Source organism: Saccharopolyspora sp. NPDC049426, assembly GCF_040676935.1.
Lineage (GTDB): Bacteria > Actinomycetota > Actinomycetes > Mycobacteriales > Pseudonocardiaceae > Saccharopolyspora.
In genome coordinates this window covers 157,017-173,648 of sequence record NZ_JBFAPZ010000011.1, presented here as the reverse complement: position 1 = coordinate 173,648, position 16,632 = coordinate 157,017, and the positions used below count along the sequence as shown (strand labels likewise).

The following is a 16,632-nucleotide window of genomic DNA, read 5'->3' as shown; positions in this document are numbered from 1 at the left end:
TGCGTCGGTGGGCGAACGGCAGGTGTTCGCGCGATGACGGCGTGGTGTTACGCGGGTGTGGCGGGCATGACGTGTGACGCGACTATCCGCGGTCTTCGCTGACAACGCCGCGCCGGCTCGCGCTCTACCAGCTGGCGCTGGACGGCTTCGAGCTGATCAACGACGGGCTCGGCTACCCGGTCGGCGACCAGCTGATCAGGACCGTCGCGCGCCGGCTGGAGAACCTCGTCGAGGACGAGGAGGCGCTGGTCGCGCGCTTCGGCGGCACCGAGTTCGCACTGCTGGTCTGGGAGCAGGCCGAGACGCCGTCGGTCCCGGCGATGACCCAGCTGATCAACGAGATGCTCGCCGAACCCGTCTACGTCGGCGGACGCGGCATCGCCGCCTCCGCCAGCATCGGCGTGGTGCAGCGGGTCGTGGGGGAGGCCGACGCGGCGAACATGCTGTGGGCGGCGGACGTCGCGCTGCGGCGAGCGGAAGCCGCGGGCAAGCGGCAGTGGGCGCTGTTCGACCCCGACCTGGCCCCGGAGGAGCGCGAGGAGAGCCAGCTCGCGGCGATCATGCCCGGCGGGCTGGAGATGGGCGAGTTCGACGTCGTCTACCGCCCGCAGGTGGTGATCTCCGGCGGCGCGCTCTGCACCTTGGAAGCCGAGTTCCGGTGGGACACAGGTGATTTCGGCGTCATCGAGCACGGCGACTGCCTGCGCCTCGCGGAGCGCTCCGGGGTGACGCTGTCGATGCGCGACTGGATGCTGCAGACGGCGTGGCAGCACCTCGCGGAGTGGTGCGAGGCCGGCCACCAGGTGCGGTTGTCGGTGTCGCTGAGCCCCGACCAAGGCCGCGACCCGGACCTGGCGGCCGTGGTGCACCGGGTGCTCGACGGTTCAGAGCTCGATCCGCGCTGGCTGCGGCTGTGCATGCCGATCGCCGCGATCAGCGAGAACGAGGAGGCGCGGGACAACCTGCGGCACCTGAGCTCTCGCGGCGTCAAGGCATCGCTGCACGACTTCACCGGCTCGCCCGGCGAACTCCGGCTGCTGCGCGAGTTGCCGGTGGACTCGGTGCGGCTGTCGCGCGACCTCGTCCGCCTGGTGCACGAGGCCGAAAGCCCGGACGTGCCCGAGATCCAGGCCCTCCGCGCGCTGATCCCGCTGATGAACGGCGTGTGGTTGTGCGTCGACGACGTCGAGACGCCGGAGCAGCTCGCCCTCTGGCGCGAGATCGGCTGCACCGTCGCCGCGGGTCCGCACATCGGAGAACCCCTGCTGTCCTTCGACGTCCCGGACAGCCTCACCCGCGCCTGACCACGAACGGCGAAGGCCCCCACCGCGCTTCCTGCGGTGGGGGCCTTCGCCGTTCGTGGTCAGTTCTGGTAGACGGGCTGGGTCTGGGGGTTGAACTCCTCGTAGCGGACCTTCTTGGCGGAGTCGGTCCGCTCGTCCCGCAGGTCGAGGACGTCCAGGCCCTCCTGGATGCCGCTGGAGTAGATGTGGCCGTTGTAGTAGTACGCCGACCACGAACCCGCCAGCTGCAGCTCGTTCGGGTTGAACGCCGAGCGGTCGAAGTAGGCGATCTCCTGCGGCTTGGTGGAGTCGGTGAAGTCGAACACCGAGATGCCGCCCTGGTACCACGCCTGGACCATGAAGTCGCCGCCCGCGACCGGGATCAGAGATCCGTTGTGCGCCACGCAGTTCTCGGTGTCGGCCTGGTGGCGCGGGATCTTGTAGTAGCTCTTGAACGCCAGCTTCGAGTCGGCGCCGGAGCCGGTGATGTCGTAGATGCCGTTGGCGCCGCGCGTCGGGCCGGTGGCCTCGTTGCAGGTCGCGGCACCGCCACCGCCGAGCTCGTCGGTGAAGATGACCTTGGTGCCCTCGTTGTTGAACGTGGCGCTGTGCCAGAACGCGAAGTTCGTGTCGTCGCGGACCTGGTTGATCACGCGCGGGTTCTCCCGGTCGGAGATGTCGAACAGCACGCCGTCACCCATGCACGCGCCCGCCGCGAGGTCCTTCTCCGGGAACGCGGTGATGTCGTGGCAACCGGTGGTGGCGCTGACGCCGTCCGGGGCGCCCGGGTTGCCGCCGTCCGGGAACAGCACCGGGGCGTTGATCAGCTCGGGAGCGGCGGGGTTGGCCAGCGGCACCTTGATGATGGAGATCTTGTCATGCGGCGGCTGGCAGTTCGGGAACTCGGCCTTCGGGCCGTAGGACGAGACGTAGAGGTACACGGCCTCGCCGGCCTTGTCCGGCACGAGGGTGTGGGTGTGCGAACCGCAGTCGGTCGCGATCGCCGAGACGTAGCGCGGCTTGGCCGGGTCGCTGACGTCGAAGACCTTCATGCCCTCCCAGCCGTTGGGGTCGGCGGAGTCGGTCTCCTCGCTGGTGCAGGTGTTGTTGCTGCGTGGGTAGTCCGTCGAGACGAACAGCAGGTTGCCCGAGATGGACATGTCGCCCTGCCCGCCGGGGCACTGCACCTGCGTGATGATGCGAGGCTTCTTCGGGTTCGCGATGTCGTAGACGACGAAACCGTCGTAGTTGCCGACGTAGGCGATGTTCTGCTTGAACGCGATGTCGGTGCCGTAGGCGTCCAAGGTGTTGAAGGGCGCCTGCTTGGGCAGGTTCGCCACGTGATCGATGTTCTCGCTCTTGTCGATCTCGGAGTTCGGTGCCGCGACCTGCTGAGCGGAGTACTGCTCGGGACCATCGCTCGGCGGTGTCGCGCTCGTCGCGGGTGCCAGCGACAAGCCCAGCACCAGCGCTCCGATGGCCGCGCCCAGCGCGCGCCTCCGGCCGGTGGACTGAGGGATCAAGACCGATCAACCCCCTGGTTCGACGAAGTCGCCGCCGCCACCCCTGGGCAGCCGTCGACAGCGGTTTCGGACAACCGCACCTGCCCAGTATCGTGTTGCCAGATTCTAGTCGGAATAGGCTTTTTCGGCAGTTTTTTCACGCTTTTCCCAGAGGGGACGACGATGTTGCGGATGTCGGTAGGCGGAATTCTGCTGGCAGCAGGCGTGCTGGCGGGGTGCGCGACGGAGCCTCCCGCGCCGTCCGGCCCCCCGGTCGTGCTACCCGGCGCCCCGGGCGACCAGCCGCAGGTCGTGGCCAGCGCGGCCCCGGATCGCGGCGGGGCGAGCCAGACCGAGGTCGACTACCTGCGCAACATGATCGCCCACCACCAGCAGGCGGTGGAGATGACCGCGCTGACCGCCGAGCGAGCGCAGAACCCGAAGCTGCGGTCCCTGTCCGACCGCATCAGCGGTGCGCAGGGGCCGGAGATCGGGATGATGCAGGGCTGGCTCAACACCCACGGAGCCGAGCACGCCGGGCATCACGGTCACGACCACGGGACGATGCCGGGAATGGCCACGCCGGAGCAGCTGGCCGAGCTCGGTGCTGCGCGTGGCGCCGACTACGATCGGCTGTTCCTGCGGTTGATGATTGCCCACCACGAGGGCGCGGTGACGATGGCGACGCAGCTGCTGTCCACCGGCCGTGACGAGCAGGTCCACGAGATGGCCCAGGACGTCCTGGTCACCCAGCAGGATGAGATCGCAACGATGCGAGGCCTGCAGGCCGAGGTCGACTAGGTGCTGTTGAGGAACGCGGTGTAACCGCTGCTTCAGGTGAGGGACTCAGCCCGCACCCCCGCAGGTTCTGCCACTGGCACCGCCAAGCAACGCAATCTCTGAACAGCTCCTAGGCCTTCAGCGCGGCCTGGACGATCGCGAGGGCTTCGGTCTTGGGGATTCCCAGCGCTTGGGTGATCTGCGCGTAGGTCGCGGCGGCTTCGGCGGCTCGCGCCGCTGCCTGGTCACCCGCATCGCTGACGAAAGTTCCTGCTCTGCCGCGTGTTTCGATCAGCCCGGCCTGTTCGAGCTCCCGGTAGGCCTTCGCGGCGGTGTTCGCCGCGATCCCGAGCTCGGCGGCCAGCGCCCGCACGGTGGGCAGTTTCGCGCCGACCGCCAGATCACCCGAGGTGATCTGCTCGGCGATGCTGGACCGCACCTGCTCGAAGGGCGGTACTTCGGAGTCCGGATCGACGCTGATCCGCATACGCTCACCGTCCCGATTCGCGCACAACACCATGACCCACCCAGTATCTGCCCCGAAGGTCAGCCATCTCACCCGGGGGTCCCACCACGACAACCCGATTACGGCGGTAATCAGTACCCGGATTACGGCGGTATTCCGTGTTCGACCTGGATTACGGCGGTAATCGGGTACCTGATTACGGCGGTATTCCGGGTTCGTTCCTGAATACCGCGGTAATCGGGTGACTGATCACGGCGGTGATACGGGTTGTGGAGGAGGGGTCGGGTCAGGTTCGGCGGAAGGTTTTGAGGAGGGTTTGGGCTGCTTGGGCTGGGGGGAGTTTGCCCTCGGCGACCTGGGATTCGATGGTGGGGAGGATCGACTGGACCTCGGGGTCGTGGGTGAGGTCGGCGATGAGCTGGTCGCGGACCATCGACCAGGTCCACTCGATCTGCTGCCTGCTGCGCTTGGCCGCCAGTTCGCCGGACTCCGACAGCGTCGTGCGGTGCTGGCGGATCTGCTCCCAGAGGGTGTCCAGGCCCAGGGACCGCAGCCCGCTGCAGGTCAGGACCGGGGGAGTCCAGGAGGCGCTGACCGGCGTGAGCAGTCGCAGGGCGCTGCGGAGCTCGCGGGCGGCCTTCTTGGCCTCCATCTCGTGCTCGCCGTCGGCCTTGTTGACGGCGATGATGTCGGCGAGTTCCAGCACGCCCTTCTTGATGCCTTGCAGCTGGTCACCGGTGCGGGCGAGCGACAGCAGCAGGAAGCAGTCGACCATCCCGGCCACCGTCACCTCGGACTGCCCGACGCCGACGGTCTCCACCAGCACCACGTCGTAGCCGGCGGCTTCCATCAGCAGGATCGTCTCGCGGGTCGCGCGGGCGACGCCGCCGAGCGTGCCCGCCGACGGCGAGGGCCGCACGAACGCGGAGGGGTCCGAGGCGAGCCGGCCCATGCGTGTCTTGTCGCCGAGGATGCTGCCGCCGCTGCGCGTCGACGACGGGTCCACGGCCAGCACCGCGACCCAGTGTCCCTGCTCGGTGAGCATCGTGCCGAGCGCCTCGATGAACGTCGACTTGCCCACGCCGGGCACACCGGTGATGCCGATCCGGTGCGCGCCGCCGCTGTGCGGGAGCAGCTCGGTGAGCATCTCCTGGGTCAGCGCGCGGTGGTCGGCGCGGGTGGACTCCACCAGGGTGATGGCCTGCGCGAGCTTGGTGCGCGAGCCGTCGAGGACGCCCTGGGCGTAGTCGTGGATGTCGATCTTGCGTGGCATCAGTGTTCGAGGCGGGTTCGGAGTTCGTCGAGGAGTCCGGAGGCGGCGTCGGCGATGACGGTGCCGGGCGGGAAGATCGCCGAGGCTCCGGCTTGGCGCAGGGCGTCGAAGTCGGCGGGCGGGATGACGCCGCCGACGACGATCATGATGTCCTCGCGGCCGATCGCGGCCAGTTCCTCCCGCAGTGCGGGCACCAGGGTGAGGTGTCCGGCGGCGAGGCTGGAGACCCCGACGATGTGCACGTCGGCTTCGGCGGCCTGGCGGGCGACCTCGGTGGGGGTCTGGAACAGCGGGCCCACGTCGACGTCGAAGCCGAGGTCGGCGAAGGCGGTGGCGATGACCTTCTGGCCGCGGTCGTGGCCGTCCTGGCCCATCTTGGCGACGAGGATGCGCGGCCGGCGGCCTTCGGCCTCGGCGAAGTCCTCGACCTGCGCTCGGGCGGTGTCGAGCTGGTCGGACGGGCCGGATTCTTCCCGGTACACGCCGGAGATCGTACGGATCTGGCCGGAGTGGCGGCCGAAGACCTTCTCCAGCGCGTCGGAGATCTCCCCGACGGTGGCCTTGGCGCGGGCGGCGTCGACGGCCAGCGCGAGGAGGTTGTGGGCGAGGTCGTCGGGGCGGTCGTCGGACAGCGAGGCCTCGGCCGTCGCGGTCAACCGCCGCAGCGCGTCCTCGCACGCCTGGGTGTCGCGCTCTTCCCGCAGCCGGCGGAGTTTGTCCAGCTGCTGGTTGCGGACGTCGGCGTTGTCGACCTTGAGGACCTCGATCTGCTCGTCGCCGTCGTAGCGGTACTTGTTGACGCCGATGAGGGGCTGGCGGCCGGAGTCGATGCGGGCCTGGGTGCGGGCGGCGGCTTCCTCGATGCGCAGCTTGGGGATGCCGGCGTCGATGGCTTGGGCCATGCCGCCTGCGTCTTCGACTTCGGTGATGTGGGCCCAGGCGCGTTCGGCGAGGTCCTGGGTGAGGCGTTCGAGGTAGTAGCTGCCGCCCCAGGGGTCGATGACCCGGGTGGTGCCGGATTCCTGCTGCAGCACGAGCTGGGTGTTGCGGGCGATGCGGGCGGAGAAGTCGGTGGGCAGGGCGAGGGCTTCGTCGAGGGCGTTGGTGTGCAGGGACTGGGTGTGGCCCTGGGTGGCGGCCATGGCCTCCACGCAGGTGCGGGCGACGTTGTTGTAGACGTCTTGGGCGGTCAGCGACCAGCCGGAGGTCTGCGAGTGGGTGCGCAGCGACAGCGATTTCGGGTTGGCCGGTTCGAACTGCTTGACGAGTTTGGACCAGAGCAGTCGTGCGGCGCGGAGTTTGGCGACCTCCATCGCGAAGTTCATGCCGATGCCCCAGAAGAACGACAACCGGGGCGCGAACGCGTCGATGTCGAGACCGGCCTGCCTGCCGGCGCGGAGGTATTCGACGCCGTCTGCGAGGGTGTAGGCGAGTTCGAGGTCGGCGGTGGCTCCGGCTTCTTGGATGTGGTAGCCGGAGATGGAGATGGAGTTGAACTTCGGCATCTTCTGGCTGGTGTAGGCGAAGATGTCGGAGATGATCCGCATGGAGGGCTGCGGGGGGTAGATGTAGGTGTTGCGGACCATGAACTCCTTGAGGATGTCGTTCTGAATGGTCCCCGCGAGTTGTTCGGGTGCGACACCTTGTTCTTCGGCGGCCACGATGAACAGCGCCATGATGGGTAGCACGGCGCCGTTCATGGTCATCGACACGCTCATCTTGTCCAGCGGGATGCCGTCGAAGAGCTGGCGCATGTCCAGGATCGAATCGATCGCCACGCCCGCCATGCCGACATCCCCGCCGACGCGGGGGTGGTCGGAGTCGTAGCCGCGGTGGGTGGCCAGGTCGAACGCGACCGACAGGCCCTTCTGCCCGGCGGCGAGGTTGCGCCGGTAGAACGCGTTGGAGGCCTCGGCGGTGGAGAACCCGGCGTACTGGCGCACGGTCCAGGGCTGGTTGACGTACATCGTCGGATAGGGCCCGCGCAGGAACGGCGCCAGACCCGGGTAGGTCGACAGGAAGTCCAGACCGTCCACATCGGATTCGGTGTAGAGCGGCTTGACGTCGATGCCCTCCGGCGCCTCCCACGCCAGCGCGTCGGACTCCTTGCCGGTGGCCGCCAGTACCTCCGACCGCCAGCGGTCCTCGTCCGCGCCGGACGGGGCGTCCAGCGGGACGTCGGCGAAGTTCGGGATCTGCGTCATCGTCGGACTCCCAACTCGGCGTGCACGGCGTCGAGGACGGTCAGCGCGTCGCAACCGGCGTGGACGTAGCCGTCGACACCCTCGACGTCGCTCGGTTTCCCGGCCAGCAGAACGGTTTTCGCACCGGCCTGCCGAAGCGCCTGCGCGGTCTCGGCGGCGCGCTCAGCGTAGATCTTGTCGCTGGAGCACAGGCACACCACCGGAGCGCCCGAGTAGGCGGCCAGCACCGCATCGGTCGAGTCGGTCGCACCCGCTTCGGTGGAGTCCAGGCCGCCCGCGGCGAACAGGTTGCGGGCGAACGAGGCCCGCGCGTTGTGCGCCGCCAGCGACCCCAGCGTCGCGAGGAACACCGCAGGTCGCTCACCGGTCTCGGCAAGCCGCGCGTCGGCGGCGTCGCGCAGCGCCTCGAAGTCCTCCGCGTAGCGGTGCACCGGCAAGCCGCCGCTGGGCTGCTCCGGAGCGGGGGTGCGCTCCAACGGCGCCTCGTGCAGGTTCGGGAACTCGGTGACCCCGGTGATGGCGTCGCTGCGGCGGGCGATCGCCGCGCGCCGGTTCTGCCAGGTGTCGGCGATCTCCTCGGCCACCAGACCGGATCGCAGGGCCTCCGGCATCCCGCCGACGGCCTCGATGCGCTGGAACCACGACCACGCCTTGCGGGCGAGCTCGTCGGTGAGCGACTCGACGTACCAGGAGCCGCCCGCGGGGTCGATGACCTGCGCGAGGTGGGACTCCTCCAGCAGCAGCGCCTGGGTGTTGCGGGCGACGCGGCGGGCGAAGTCGTCGGGCAGGCCGATGGCGGTGTCGAAGGGCAGCGTCGTCACCGACTGCGCCCCGCCGACACCGGCGGCGAAGGTGGCGATCGTGCCGCGCAGCATGTTCACCCACGGATCGCGGCGGGTCAGCATCGCCTGCGAGGTCACCGCGTGCTGGGTCTGCGCCCGCGCCTGCTCGCTGATGCCGCAGGAGCGGGTGACCTGCTCCCACAGGCGGCGGGCGGCGCGCAGCTTGGCGATGGTCAGGAACTGATCCGCGGTGGCGGCGTAGCGGAACTCCAGCTGCCCGGCGGCGGCGTCGACATCCATGCCCGCCTCGGTCAGCCACCGCAGGTAGGTCACCCCGGCCGCCAGCGAGCAGCCCAGCTCCTGGGCGTCGGAACCACCCGCGTCGTGGAACGGCAGCGCATCGACGGTCAGTGCCGTGAGCTGCGGGAACTCCGACGCGCAGCGCTGGGCGAGCTCGACGGCGGCGTCGCGGTCACCGGTCTGGCCGGTGCGCGTCTGCACCGCGAGGGGGTCGGCGCCGAGGTTGCCGCGCAGCTCACCCGACGGCACGCCCTGCTCGGCGGCCAGGGCCAGGTACGCCTGCGCGGCGGCGGCGAAATCCGCACCCGCGTCCAGCGTCACGCCGATCATGTCCAGGTGCACGCCGTTCAAGGCGTCGGCGAGGTCGTCGACCGCGATCCCGGCCGCGCCCAGGCGCAGCCACAGCGACGAGACGCCGTTGTAGAGGTCGGCCAGGACCTCGCGGTTGGTCTCGGCGGTGTCGGGGTGCTCGTGGCGCTGGCGCACGTCCCAGCCCTCGGCGACACCGCCCTGCGGTCGGCTGCCGCGCACGAACGGCGCCAAGCCCGGAAGACCCGGGTCGGCGGGCGCGGAGGTGTAGAGCGGGCGCACCCGGATGCCGTCGTGGGTCGTCGAGTTCAGCACGTCCTCGACCGGCCCCGCGGGCGGCTCGTCGCCGACCAGACCGGATCGTTCCAGCACCTTGTGAACCTGCGCTTGCCACTGCTCGCGGGTCGGCTCCGGGAACTCCGCAGCCAGCGGGAGCTCCGGCCGGCCGCCGCTCGTCGTCGAGTGCGCCACCATACGGAGGATGGTAAGCCGCTGCTGGGGCTGTGAAACCGATCAAATCTGTGACGCGTGTCTCTGAATGGTAAACGGCGTTCACTGCTGCACGTCAGGCCACCGACGAAGGCGCTTTCTTTTCCCACGCCCAACCGGCACCGCCGCGGGTTCTCAGAGGACGGCCGCAGCGCGGTGTGTTGCCGAGCAAGAGGACCGCGGATTCTCGAACAGCTACGGCTGGGTGCCGCAGAGGTGGTAGACCCATCCGTGCTCCGGGGTGTAGCGGAGCTCGTACTGGGTCTCGATCTTCGGGCCGTCGTGCAGGTGGATGTGCTTGAGCAGGCGGCCTGCGACTGCTTCGTGGTCGCGCAGGTCCTGGACTCTGCCGTCCAGCGGCCCGCCGACGAAGCGCACGTTGCGGGTCGACATGGCGCCCTCCTCTCGCCCGACACCGAGGCCATCTCCCATGGTCGCTGATCACCAGGGTCTTCCACCAGCAACGACACCGGGCCGGAGGAAGGGTCGTGCCTGGCCACCCCGGGTGACCAGCGCTGGGGATGGCCAGGGACGATGGGGGGACGATGAAGCTCACCGACCAGCTCCCAGCGCTCACCGCCGGCGATCCCGATCCCGATGCCCAGTTCGAGGCGTTCGTCGAATGGACGCTCTCATTGGGCATCGAGCTCTACCCGGCGCAGGAAGAAGCGCTGATGGAGGTCGTGACCGGCGCGAACGTGATCCTGTCGACCCCCACCGGATCGGGTAAGAGCATGGTGGCCACCGGCGCGCACTTCGCGGCCCTGGCCACCGGCAAGCGCAGCTTCTACACCGCGCCGATCAAGGCGCTGGTCTCGGAGAAGTTCTTCAGCCTCGTCGACGTCTTCGGCGCGGAGAACGTCGGCATGATGACCGGCGACTCCAGCGTCAACGCCGACGCCCCCATCATCTGCTGCACCGCGGAGATCCTGGCCAACATCGCGTTGCGCGACGGCGCGGACGCCGACGTCGACCAGGTCGTGATGGACGAGTTCCACTTCTACGCTGAACCCGACCGCGGCTGGGCCTGGCAGGTGCCGCTGCTGGAGCTCACGCGCGCCCAGTTCGTGCTCATGTCGGCCACGCTCGGCGACGTCAGCTCCTTCGAGGAGGACCTGACCCGCCGCACCGGCCGCAACACGGCGGTGGTCACCTCCGCGGAGCGGCCCATCCCGCTGAACTTCCGCTACGCCAAGACCCCGCTGCACGAGACCATCGAGGAACTCCTCGCGGGCCAGCAGGCCCCGGTCTACGTCGTGTACTTCAACCAGGCCTCCGCGCTGGAGCAGGCGCAGGCGCTGATGAGCGTCAAGGTCGCCTCCCGCGAGCAGCGCGACTCCATCGCCGAGGCGATCGGCGACTTCCGTTTCACCGCGGGCTTCGGCAAGACGCTGTCGCGGCTGGTCAGGCACGGCATCGGCGTGCACCACGCCGGAATGCTGCCGAAGTACCGGCGGCTCGTGGAGCAGCTCGCGCAGGCGGGTCTGCTCAAGGTCATCTGCGGCACCGACACGCTCGGCGTGGGCATCAACGTGCCGATCCGCACCGTGCTCATCACCGGCCTGACCAAGTACGACGGGATCCGCACCCGGCACCTCAAGGCGCGCGAGTTCCACCAGATCGCCGGCCGCGCCGGTCGTGCCGGCTACGACACCGCCGGGTTCGTCGTGGTGCAGGCGCCGGAGCACGAGATCGACAACGAGCGGGCGCTGGCCAAGGCCGGGGACGACCCGAAGAAGAAGCGCAAGCTGGTGCGCAAGAAGGCTCCCGAGGGCTTCGTGTCGTGGAGCGAGAAGACCTTCGAGAAGCTGGTGGAGGCCGAGCCGGAGCCGCTGCGCTCCAGCTTCAACGTCAGCCACTCCATGCTGCTCAACGTCATCAACCGGCCCCACTCCGATGGAAGCAGTGACGCTTTCACGGCGATGCGCCACCTGCTCGAGGACAACCACGAGGACCGGCCGACCCAGCGCAAGCACATCCTGCGGGCGATCGCGATCTACCGGGCGCTGCTTGCCGCCGACGTCGTCGAACAGCTCGACACCCCCGACGACCAGGGTCGCAGGGTTCGGGTGACGGTGGACCTGCAGTTCGACTTCGCGCTCAACCAGCCGCTGTCGCCGTTCGCGCTGGCCGCCATCGAACTGCTCGGCACCGAGTCGCCGACCTACGCGCTGGACGTGCTCAGCGTCATCGAGTCCACGTTGGACGATCCGCGACAGGTGTTGTCGCAGCAGCAGTTCAAGGCTCGCGGCGAAGCCGTGGCGCAGATGAAGGCCGACGGCATCGAGTACGACGAGCGCATGGAGCTGCTGGAGGAGATCACCCACCCCAAGCCGCTCGAAGAACTCCTCGAAGCCGCCTACGAGACCTACCGCAAGGGGCACCCGTGGGTCGGTGAGCACGAGCTGTCGCCGAAGTCCGTCGCGCGCGACATGTACGAGCGGGCGATGAACTTCGTCGAGTTCGTCAACCACTACGGGCTCGCCCGCTCCGAAGGGCTCGTGCTGCGCTACCTCGCCGACGTCTACAAGGCGCTGCGGCACACGGTGCCCGACGACGCCAAGACCGAGGAGCTCACCGACATCATCGAATGGCTCGGTGAGCTGGTCCGCCAGGTCGACTCCAGCCTCCTGGACGAGTGGGAGAAGCTGCGCCATCCCGGTGACGATCCCGCCAAGGCGGCACCGGTCGAGCCCGAGCGCGTCACCCGCAACCTGCGCGCCTTCCGGGTGCAGGTCCGCAACGCGCTGTTCCGCCGCGTCGAACTCGCCGCGCTGCGCCGCTACGAGGCGCTCGGCGAACTCGACGCGGACGAGGGCTGGGACGCCGACGCGTGGGCGGACGCGCTGGAGGACTACTTCGACGAGCACGACGAGATCGGCATCGGCCCGGACGCGCGCGGGCCGCAGATGATCATGATCACCGAGGAGTCCGAGCGCTGGCTCGTGCGGCAGATCTTCGCCGACCCGGCCGAGGACCACGACTGGGGCATCAGCGCCGAAGTCGACCTCGCGGCCTCCGACGAAGCCGGCGGCGCGGTCGTCCGCATCACCGACGTCGGCGAGCTCTGACGCGCTGCGGGTCTGCTGGAACCGCCCTACGATCCGGGCGAGATCACCGCAACTCGTGAAGGGGTTTCGTCATGCCGCAGACCGTCGTCGTCGGAGTGGACGGATCGGAGGAGTCGGTGCATGCGCTGCGCTGGGCCGCCGACCACGTGCGACAGGTGGGCGGAATCCTGCACGCGGTCACCATCTGGCACCAGCCGGTGCAGTTCGGCTACCACCTCACGTCCACCGACGCGGAGCTGCAGAAGCAAGGCCAGGAGGCGCTGGATTCGGCGCTGGCCAGCGTCAAGCCCGACTTCCAGAGTGTCGACATCCGCCCGAAGCTGATCCGCGGCCAGGTCATCGACGAGTTCGTCAAGCTGTCCAAGCAGGCCGACCTGCTGGTGGTCGGCGACAAGGGCCACGGCGCGTTCACCGGCATGCTCGTCGGGTCGGTCGCCGTCAAGATCGTGCACCACGCGGCCTGCCCGGTCACCGTGGTCCGCTGACCCGACTCCGGGTGGTCGGCTGATCACGAGGCGTGCTCACCTCGGTCCTCGGGCGCCTGTATCCTCCGTTGCCTGACGGTGCGTCGGGGGAGTGCGGACCGCCACGGCGGTTGCCTGGACCGAACGGAGCGGTGGGCAATGCAGCAAGCCGAAGATCTCACGCTGTTCGAGCTCAACGGGTGGCAGTGGCTCAACGAACCGGCGAACTGGTTGAACTACGCCGGGCTGACGGTCACCAGCGACACCGACACGGACTTCTGGCAGACCACGCACTACGGCTTCAACCGCGACACCGGGCACGCGCTGCTGCAACCGGTCGGCGCCCAGTTCCGGATGTGCACCAGGTTCTTCGGCGACTACCGCGAACAGCACGACCAGGCCGGGCTGATGCTGCGCATCGACGAGCGGAACTGGATCAAGGCGGGCATCGAGTACGTCGACGGCGAGCAGTACCTGTCGGCGGTGGTCACCCGCGAGCACTCCGACTGGAGCCTGCTGCCGCTGTCGGTGGCCCACGGCGAGGTCGAGTCGGTGACCGTCGAGATCGAGCGCTTCGAGGACGCCGTCCACGTCCGCTACGCCGCCGAGGACGGCGAACCCGTGAACATCCTCCGCATGGCCTACTTCCCGCCGGACGTGCCCGCCCACGCCGGGCCCATGTGCGCTTCCCCGGACGGCGCGGGCTTCCCGGTGCGGTTCTCGCAGCTGACGCTGGCGGAGTGAGCGGCGGGGTTCACGCCGGGCGCGGCGCGTACATGATCACCGCGACTCCGATGAGGCAGATCAGCGCCCCGATGACGTCCCAGCGGTCCGGGCGGAAGCCGTCGAGCAGGACGCCCCACACCAGCGATCCGGCGACGAAGACCCCGCCGTAGGCGGCGAGGATGCGGCCGAAGTTCGCGTCCGGTTGCAGCGTGGCGACGAACCCGTAGATCCCGAGCGCGATCACGCCCGCGCCCATCCACAGCAGGCCCTTCTGCTCCCGCACGCCCTGCCACACCAGCCACGCCCCACCGATCTCGGCGACGGCGGCCAGGACGAACAACACGACCGACCGGACGACTCCCATGCCGGCAACGGTAGGCCACCTCGCTCTGCCGGTTCGGAGGAGGGAACGCGAGTTTCGCGCGAAGTTCGACGTCAGATGCGGACAACTGGAACAGCGGGGTCGGTTCGGAACCTCGTTCCGGCGGGGAACGTCGAGCAGGGCGACCCCGAAGCCCGGCAACCGCTCATGGATCACGTCGCTCGGCGGTCCGGGTTGAGTCCCGCACCTGAGATCAGGCGGGCAGTGGCGATCAGGTCGCGGGTTTCGGCCTCGTCGAGGAGGGCGTGGGGGCCGAAGCCGACCTCGCCGCCGGGCGACGGGACCTGTCGGCGGGGTGCCGCGTGGATCTCGTCGATGCCGGCGGCTTCGGCGATGCGGCGGGCGTTGTGCGAGCGGATCCCGCCGCAGGCGGTGAGGGTGATGCCTGCTCCGGCCATGCGCCGCAGCACCGGGACGCCGTCCTCGGCGCGAGTCGCCCCGCCCGAGGTGAGGATCCGCCGGACGCCCAGTTCAGCGGCGATGTGCGCCGCCTCGACCGGATCCGGGCAGACGTCGATCGCCCGGTGCAGGGCGACCGGGACGCCGCCGGCTTCGGAGATGAGCTCGCCGAGCACGGCGGCGTCGAGCCGCCCGTCCGCGCCGAGCGCGCCGACGACGACGCCGGTCGCTCCCGCGGACACGGCGTGCCGGACGTCGGCGCGCATCGCCGCGACCTCGGTGGGCGAGTACGCGAAACCGCCCTCCCGAGGCCGGATCAGCACGTGCACCTGGCTGCGGTGGCACCGATCGAGCACCGCCGACAGCAGGCCCGGCCCGGGAGTCAACCCTCCCAGCGCCCCGGCCGAGCACAGCTCGATCCGGTCGGCCCCGAGGCGATCCGCTGCCACCGCACCGTCCGCGCTGTCGGTGCTGATCTCGACCCTCACATCAGCCCGGTGATGTTGCCGTCGGTGTCCAGGTCGATCGACTCGGCCTGCGGGTGCGAGCCGAGACCCGGCATGGTGCGCATGTCTCCGCAGATCGGGTAGACGAAGCCCGCACCGACCGACGCGCGGACCTCGCGGACCGGCAGGGTCCAGCCCGTGGGGGCGCCCAGCAACGTCGGGTCGGAGCTCAGCGAGAGGTGGGTCTTGGCGATGCAGACCGGCAGGTCGCCGTAGCCGTTGGCCTCGTAGCTGTCGAGGGACTTGGCCGCCGCCGGTGCGTAGCTGACGCCGTCGGCGCCGTAGACCTTCGTCGCGATGGTCTCGATCTTGGTGCGCAGGTCGGCCTCGTCGGGGTAGAGGACCTGGAAACCGGCCGGTTCTTCGCAGGCCGCGACGACGGCTTCGGCGAGCTCCGCGCCGCCCTTGCCGCCCTCGGTGAAGTGGTTGCTGACCGCCACGCGCGCGCCCTCGGCCTCGGCGACCTGCCGGATCGCCTCGTGCTCGCTGGTGAAGTCGCTCGGGAAGGCGTTGATCGCCACCACCGGGGAGACGCCGTGCAACCGGATGTTGTCGATCTGCTTGCGCAGGTTGTCGGCGCCGGCGAGCACGTCGTCCGGGTTCTCCTCCAGCATCTCCGGCGGCAACGGCTTGCCCGCCACCACCTTGTAGCGGCCGGAGTGCGCCTTGAGCGCGCGGACCGTCGCCACCAGCACGGCCGCGTCCGGCCGCAGCCCGGAGGTGCGGCACTTGATGTTGAAGAACCGCTCGGCGCCCATGTCCGCGCCGAAACCCGCCTCGGTGATCAGGTAGTCGGTGCAGCGGCTGCCCACCAGGTCGGCGACGATCGAGGAGTTGCCGTGCGCGATGTTGCCGAACGGCCCGGCGTGCACCAGCACCGGCGTGTTCTCGGTGGTCTGCATGAGGTTCGGCTTGAGCGCGTCGCGCATGATCACCGCCATCGCGCCCGCGGCCTTGAGCTGCTCGGCGGTGATCGGCTGACCGTCGGGGGTGTAGCCGACGACGATGCGACCGAGCCGCTGCCGCAGGTCGGCCAGCGACGTCGACAGCGCCAGCACCGCCATCACCTCGCTGGCCGCGGTGATGTCGAAACCGGTCTGGCGCGGTCCGCCGTCCTGCCTGCCGCCGAGGCCGGAGACGATGTTGCGCAGGTCGCGGTCGTTGACGTCGAGAACCCGGCGCCAGGTGATCCGGTGCGGGTCGATGCCCAGCGCGTTGCCCTTGTGCAGGTGGTTGTCGACCATCGCCGACAGCAGGTTGTGGGCCGCGGTGACCGCGTGCATGTCGCCGGTGAGGTGCAGGTTCAGCGCCTCCATCGGCACGACCTGGCTGTACCCGCCGCCTGCCGCGCCGCCCTTAATGCCGAAGGTCGGGCCCATCGAGGGCTGCCGGACGGCGACCGTGGAGCGCTTGCCGATGTGGTTGAGCGCCTGCCCGAGCCCGACGGTCGTGGTGGTCTTGCCCTCGCCCAGCGGTGTGGGGGTGATGGCCGAGACCACGACGTAGCGGGCGCGTGGCCGGTCGGAGAGCTCGTCGATGGCGTCGAGGGAGATCTTCGCGACGTTGCGCCCGTAGGGCTCGAGCAGGTGTTCCCCGATGCCGAGCTGCGCTGCGATGTCGTCCATCGGACGCAGCTCTGTCGCACGGGAGATGTCCAAATCGGACGGGATGGTCATGCCAGGACCTCCTGCGAGGT

General features: G+C 69.5%; 14 protein-coding genes. 5 read left to right on the top strand and 9 right to left on the bottom strand.

Features of this window, described 5'->3' with window-relative positions:
- Window positions 1-98: 98 nt before the first annotated feature.
- The gene (locus AB0J78_RS23855) at window positions 99-1,304 is read left to right on the top strand and encodes an EAL domain-containing protein (RefSeq protein WP_363792825.1); all 1,206 of its coding nucleotides are present in this window, start codon (window positions 99-101) and stop codon (window positions 1,302-1,304) included.
- A gap of 59 nt (window positions 1,305-1,363) precedes the next feature.
- Here the strand turns inward: AB0J78_RS23855 and AB0J78_RS23850 are convergent, their stop codons facing one another.
- Window positions 1,364-2,803: a hypothetical protein gene (locus AB0J78_RS23850; RefSeq protein ID WP_363792823.1), complete on the bottom strand. Its 1,440-nt coding sequence runs from the start codon at window positions 2,801-2,803 to the stop codon at window positions 1,364-1,366.
- A gap of 174 nt (window positions 2,804-2,977) precedes the next feature.
- Here AB0J78_RS23850 and AB0J78_RS23845 point away from each other — a divergent pair, with 174 nt between their 5' ends.
- Window positions 2,978-3,586: a DUF305 domain-containing protein gene (locus AB0J78_RS23845; RefSeq protein ID WP_363792578.1), complete on the top strand. Its 609-nt coding sequence runs from the start codon at window positions 2,978-2,980 to the stop codon at window positions 3,584-3,586.
- Window positions 3,587-3,695: 109 nt separating this feature from the next.
- Here the strand turns inward: AB0J78_RS23845 and AB0J78_RS23840 are convergent, their stop codons facing one another.
- The 5 genes from AB0J78_RS23840 to AB0J78_RS23820 all read right to left on the bottom strand — a co-directional run bounded on the left by AB0J78_RS23840 (window position 3,696) and on the right by AB0J78_RS23820 (window position 9,781).
- Window positions 3,696-4,052, bottom strand: coding sequence for a GntR family transcriptional regulator (locus AB0J78_RS23840; protein WP_363792576.1), 357 nt, complete (start codon window positions 4,050-4,052; stop codon window positions 3,696-3,698).
- 265 nt (window positions 4,053-4,317) lie between these two features.
- On the bottom strand, window positions 4,318-5,304 hold the full coding sequence (gene meaB, locus AB0J78_RS23835) for a methylmalonyl Co-A mutase-associated GTPase MeaB (protein ID WP_363792574.1): 987 nt from the start codon (window positions 5,302-5,304) through the stop codon (window positions 4,318-4,320).
- Window positions 5,304-7,508 (bottom strand): methylmalonyl-CoA mutase, encoded by a 2,205-nt coding sequence (gene scpA, locus AB0J78_RS23830; protein WP_363792572.1) that lies wholly within the window; start codon window positions 7,506-7,508, stop codon window positions 5,304-5,306. Before scpA ends, meaB begins: the two co-directional genes overlap by 1 nt.
- The gene (gene mutA / locus AB0J78_RS23825; RefSeq protein WP_363792570.1) at window positions 7,505-9,373 is read right to left on the bottom strand and encodes a methylmalonyl-CoA mutase small subunit; all 1,869 of its coding nucleotides are present in this window, start codon (window positions 9,371-9,373) and stop codon (window positions 7,505-7,507) included. Before mutA ends, scpA begins: the two co-directional genes overlap by 4 nt.
- Window positions 9,374-9,583: 210 nt before the next feature.
- Window positions 9,584-9,781, bottom strand: a complete 198-nt coding sequence (locus AB0J78_RS23820; RefSeq protein WP_363792568.1) for a hypothetical protein — start codon at window positions 9,779-9,781, stop codon at window positions 9,584-9,586.
- A gap of 152 nt (window positions 9,782-9,933) precedes the next feature.
- On the opposite strand from AB0J78_RS23820, the gene AB0J78_RS23815 reads away from it, so the two are divergent.
- The 3 genes from AB0J78_RS23815 (at window position 9,934) to AB0J78_RS23805 (ending at window position 13,667) form a co-directional block, all read left to right on the top strand.
- Window positions 9,934-12,459 carry a DUF3516 domain-containing protein gene (locus AB0J78_RS23815; RefSeq protein ID WP_363792565.1) on the top strand — a complete coding sequence of 842 codons (2,526 nt, stop codon included), beginning with the start codon at window positions 9,934-9,936 and terminating at the stop codon, window positions 12,457-12,459.
- 71 nt (window positions 12,460-12,530) lie between these two features.
- Window positions 12,531-12,944 carry a universal stress protein gene (locus AB0J78_RS23810; RefSeq protein ID WP_363792563.1) on the top strand — a complete coding sequence of 138 codons (414 nt, stop codon included), beginning with the start codon at window positions 12,531-12,533 and terminating at the stop codon, window positions 12,942-12,944.
- A gap of 138 nt (window positions 12,945-13,082) precedes the next feature.
- Entirely contained in the window at window positions 13,083-13,667 is a 585-nt protein-coding gene (locus AB0J78_RS23805; RefSeq protein ID WP_363792561.1) for a DUF1349 domain-containing protein, read from the top strand.
- Between the two features lie 10 nt (window positions 13,668-13,677).
- Here the strand turns inward: AB0J78_RS23805 and AB0J78_RS23800 are convergent, their stop codons facing one another.
- The 3 genes from AB0J78_RS23800 to AB0J78_RS23790 form a co-directional block, all read right to left on the bottom strand.
- A complete protein-coding gene (locus AB0J78_RS23800) occupies window positions 13,678-14,013 on the bottom strand; it encodes a YnfA family protein (protein ID WP_363792558.1) in 336 nt (111 codons plus the stop codon).
- Window positions 14,014-14,183: 170 nt separating this feature from the next.
- Window positions 14,184-14,918 (bottom strand): copper homeostasis protein CutC, encoded by a 735-nt coding sequence (locus AB0J78_RS23795; protein WP_363792556.1) that lies wholly within the window; start codon window positions 14,916-14,918, stop codon window positions 14,184-14,186.
- Window positions 14,915-16,612 (bottom strand): formate--tetrahydrofolate ligase, encoded by a 1,698-nt coding sequence (locus tag AB0J78_RS23790; protein ID WP_363792554.1) that lies wholly within the window; start codon window positions 16,610-16,612, stop codon window positions 14,915-14,917. Before AB0J78_RS23790 ends, AB0J78_RS23795 begins: the two co-directional genes overlap by 4 nt.
- Between the last annotated feature and the right edge of the window lie 20 nt (window positions 16,613-16,632).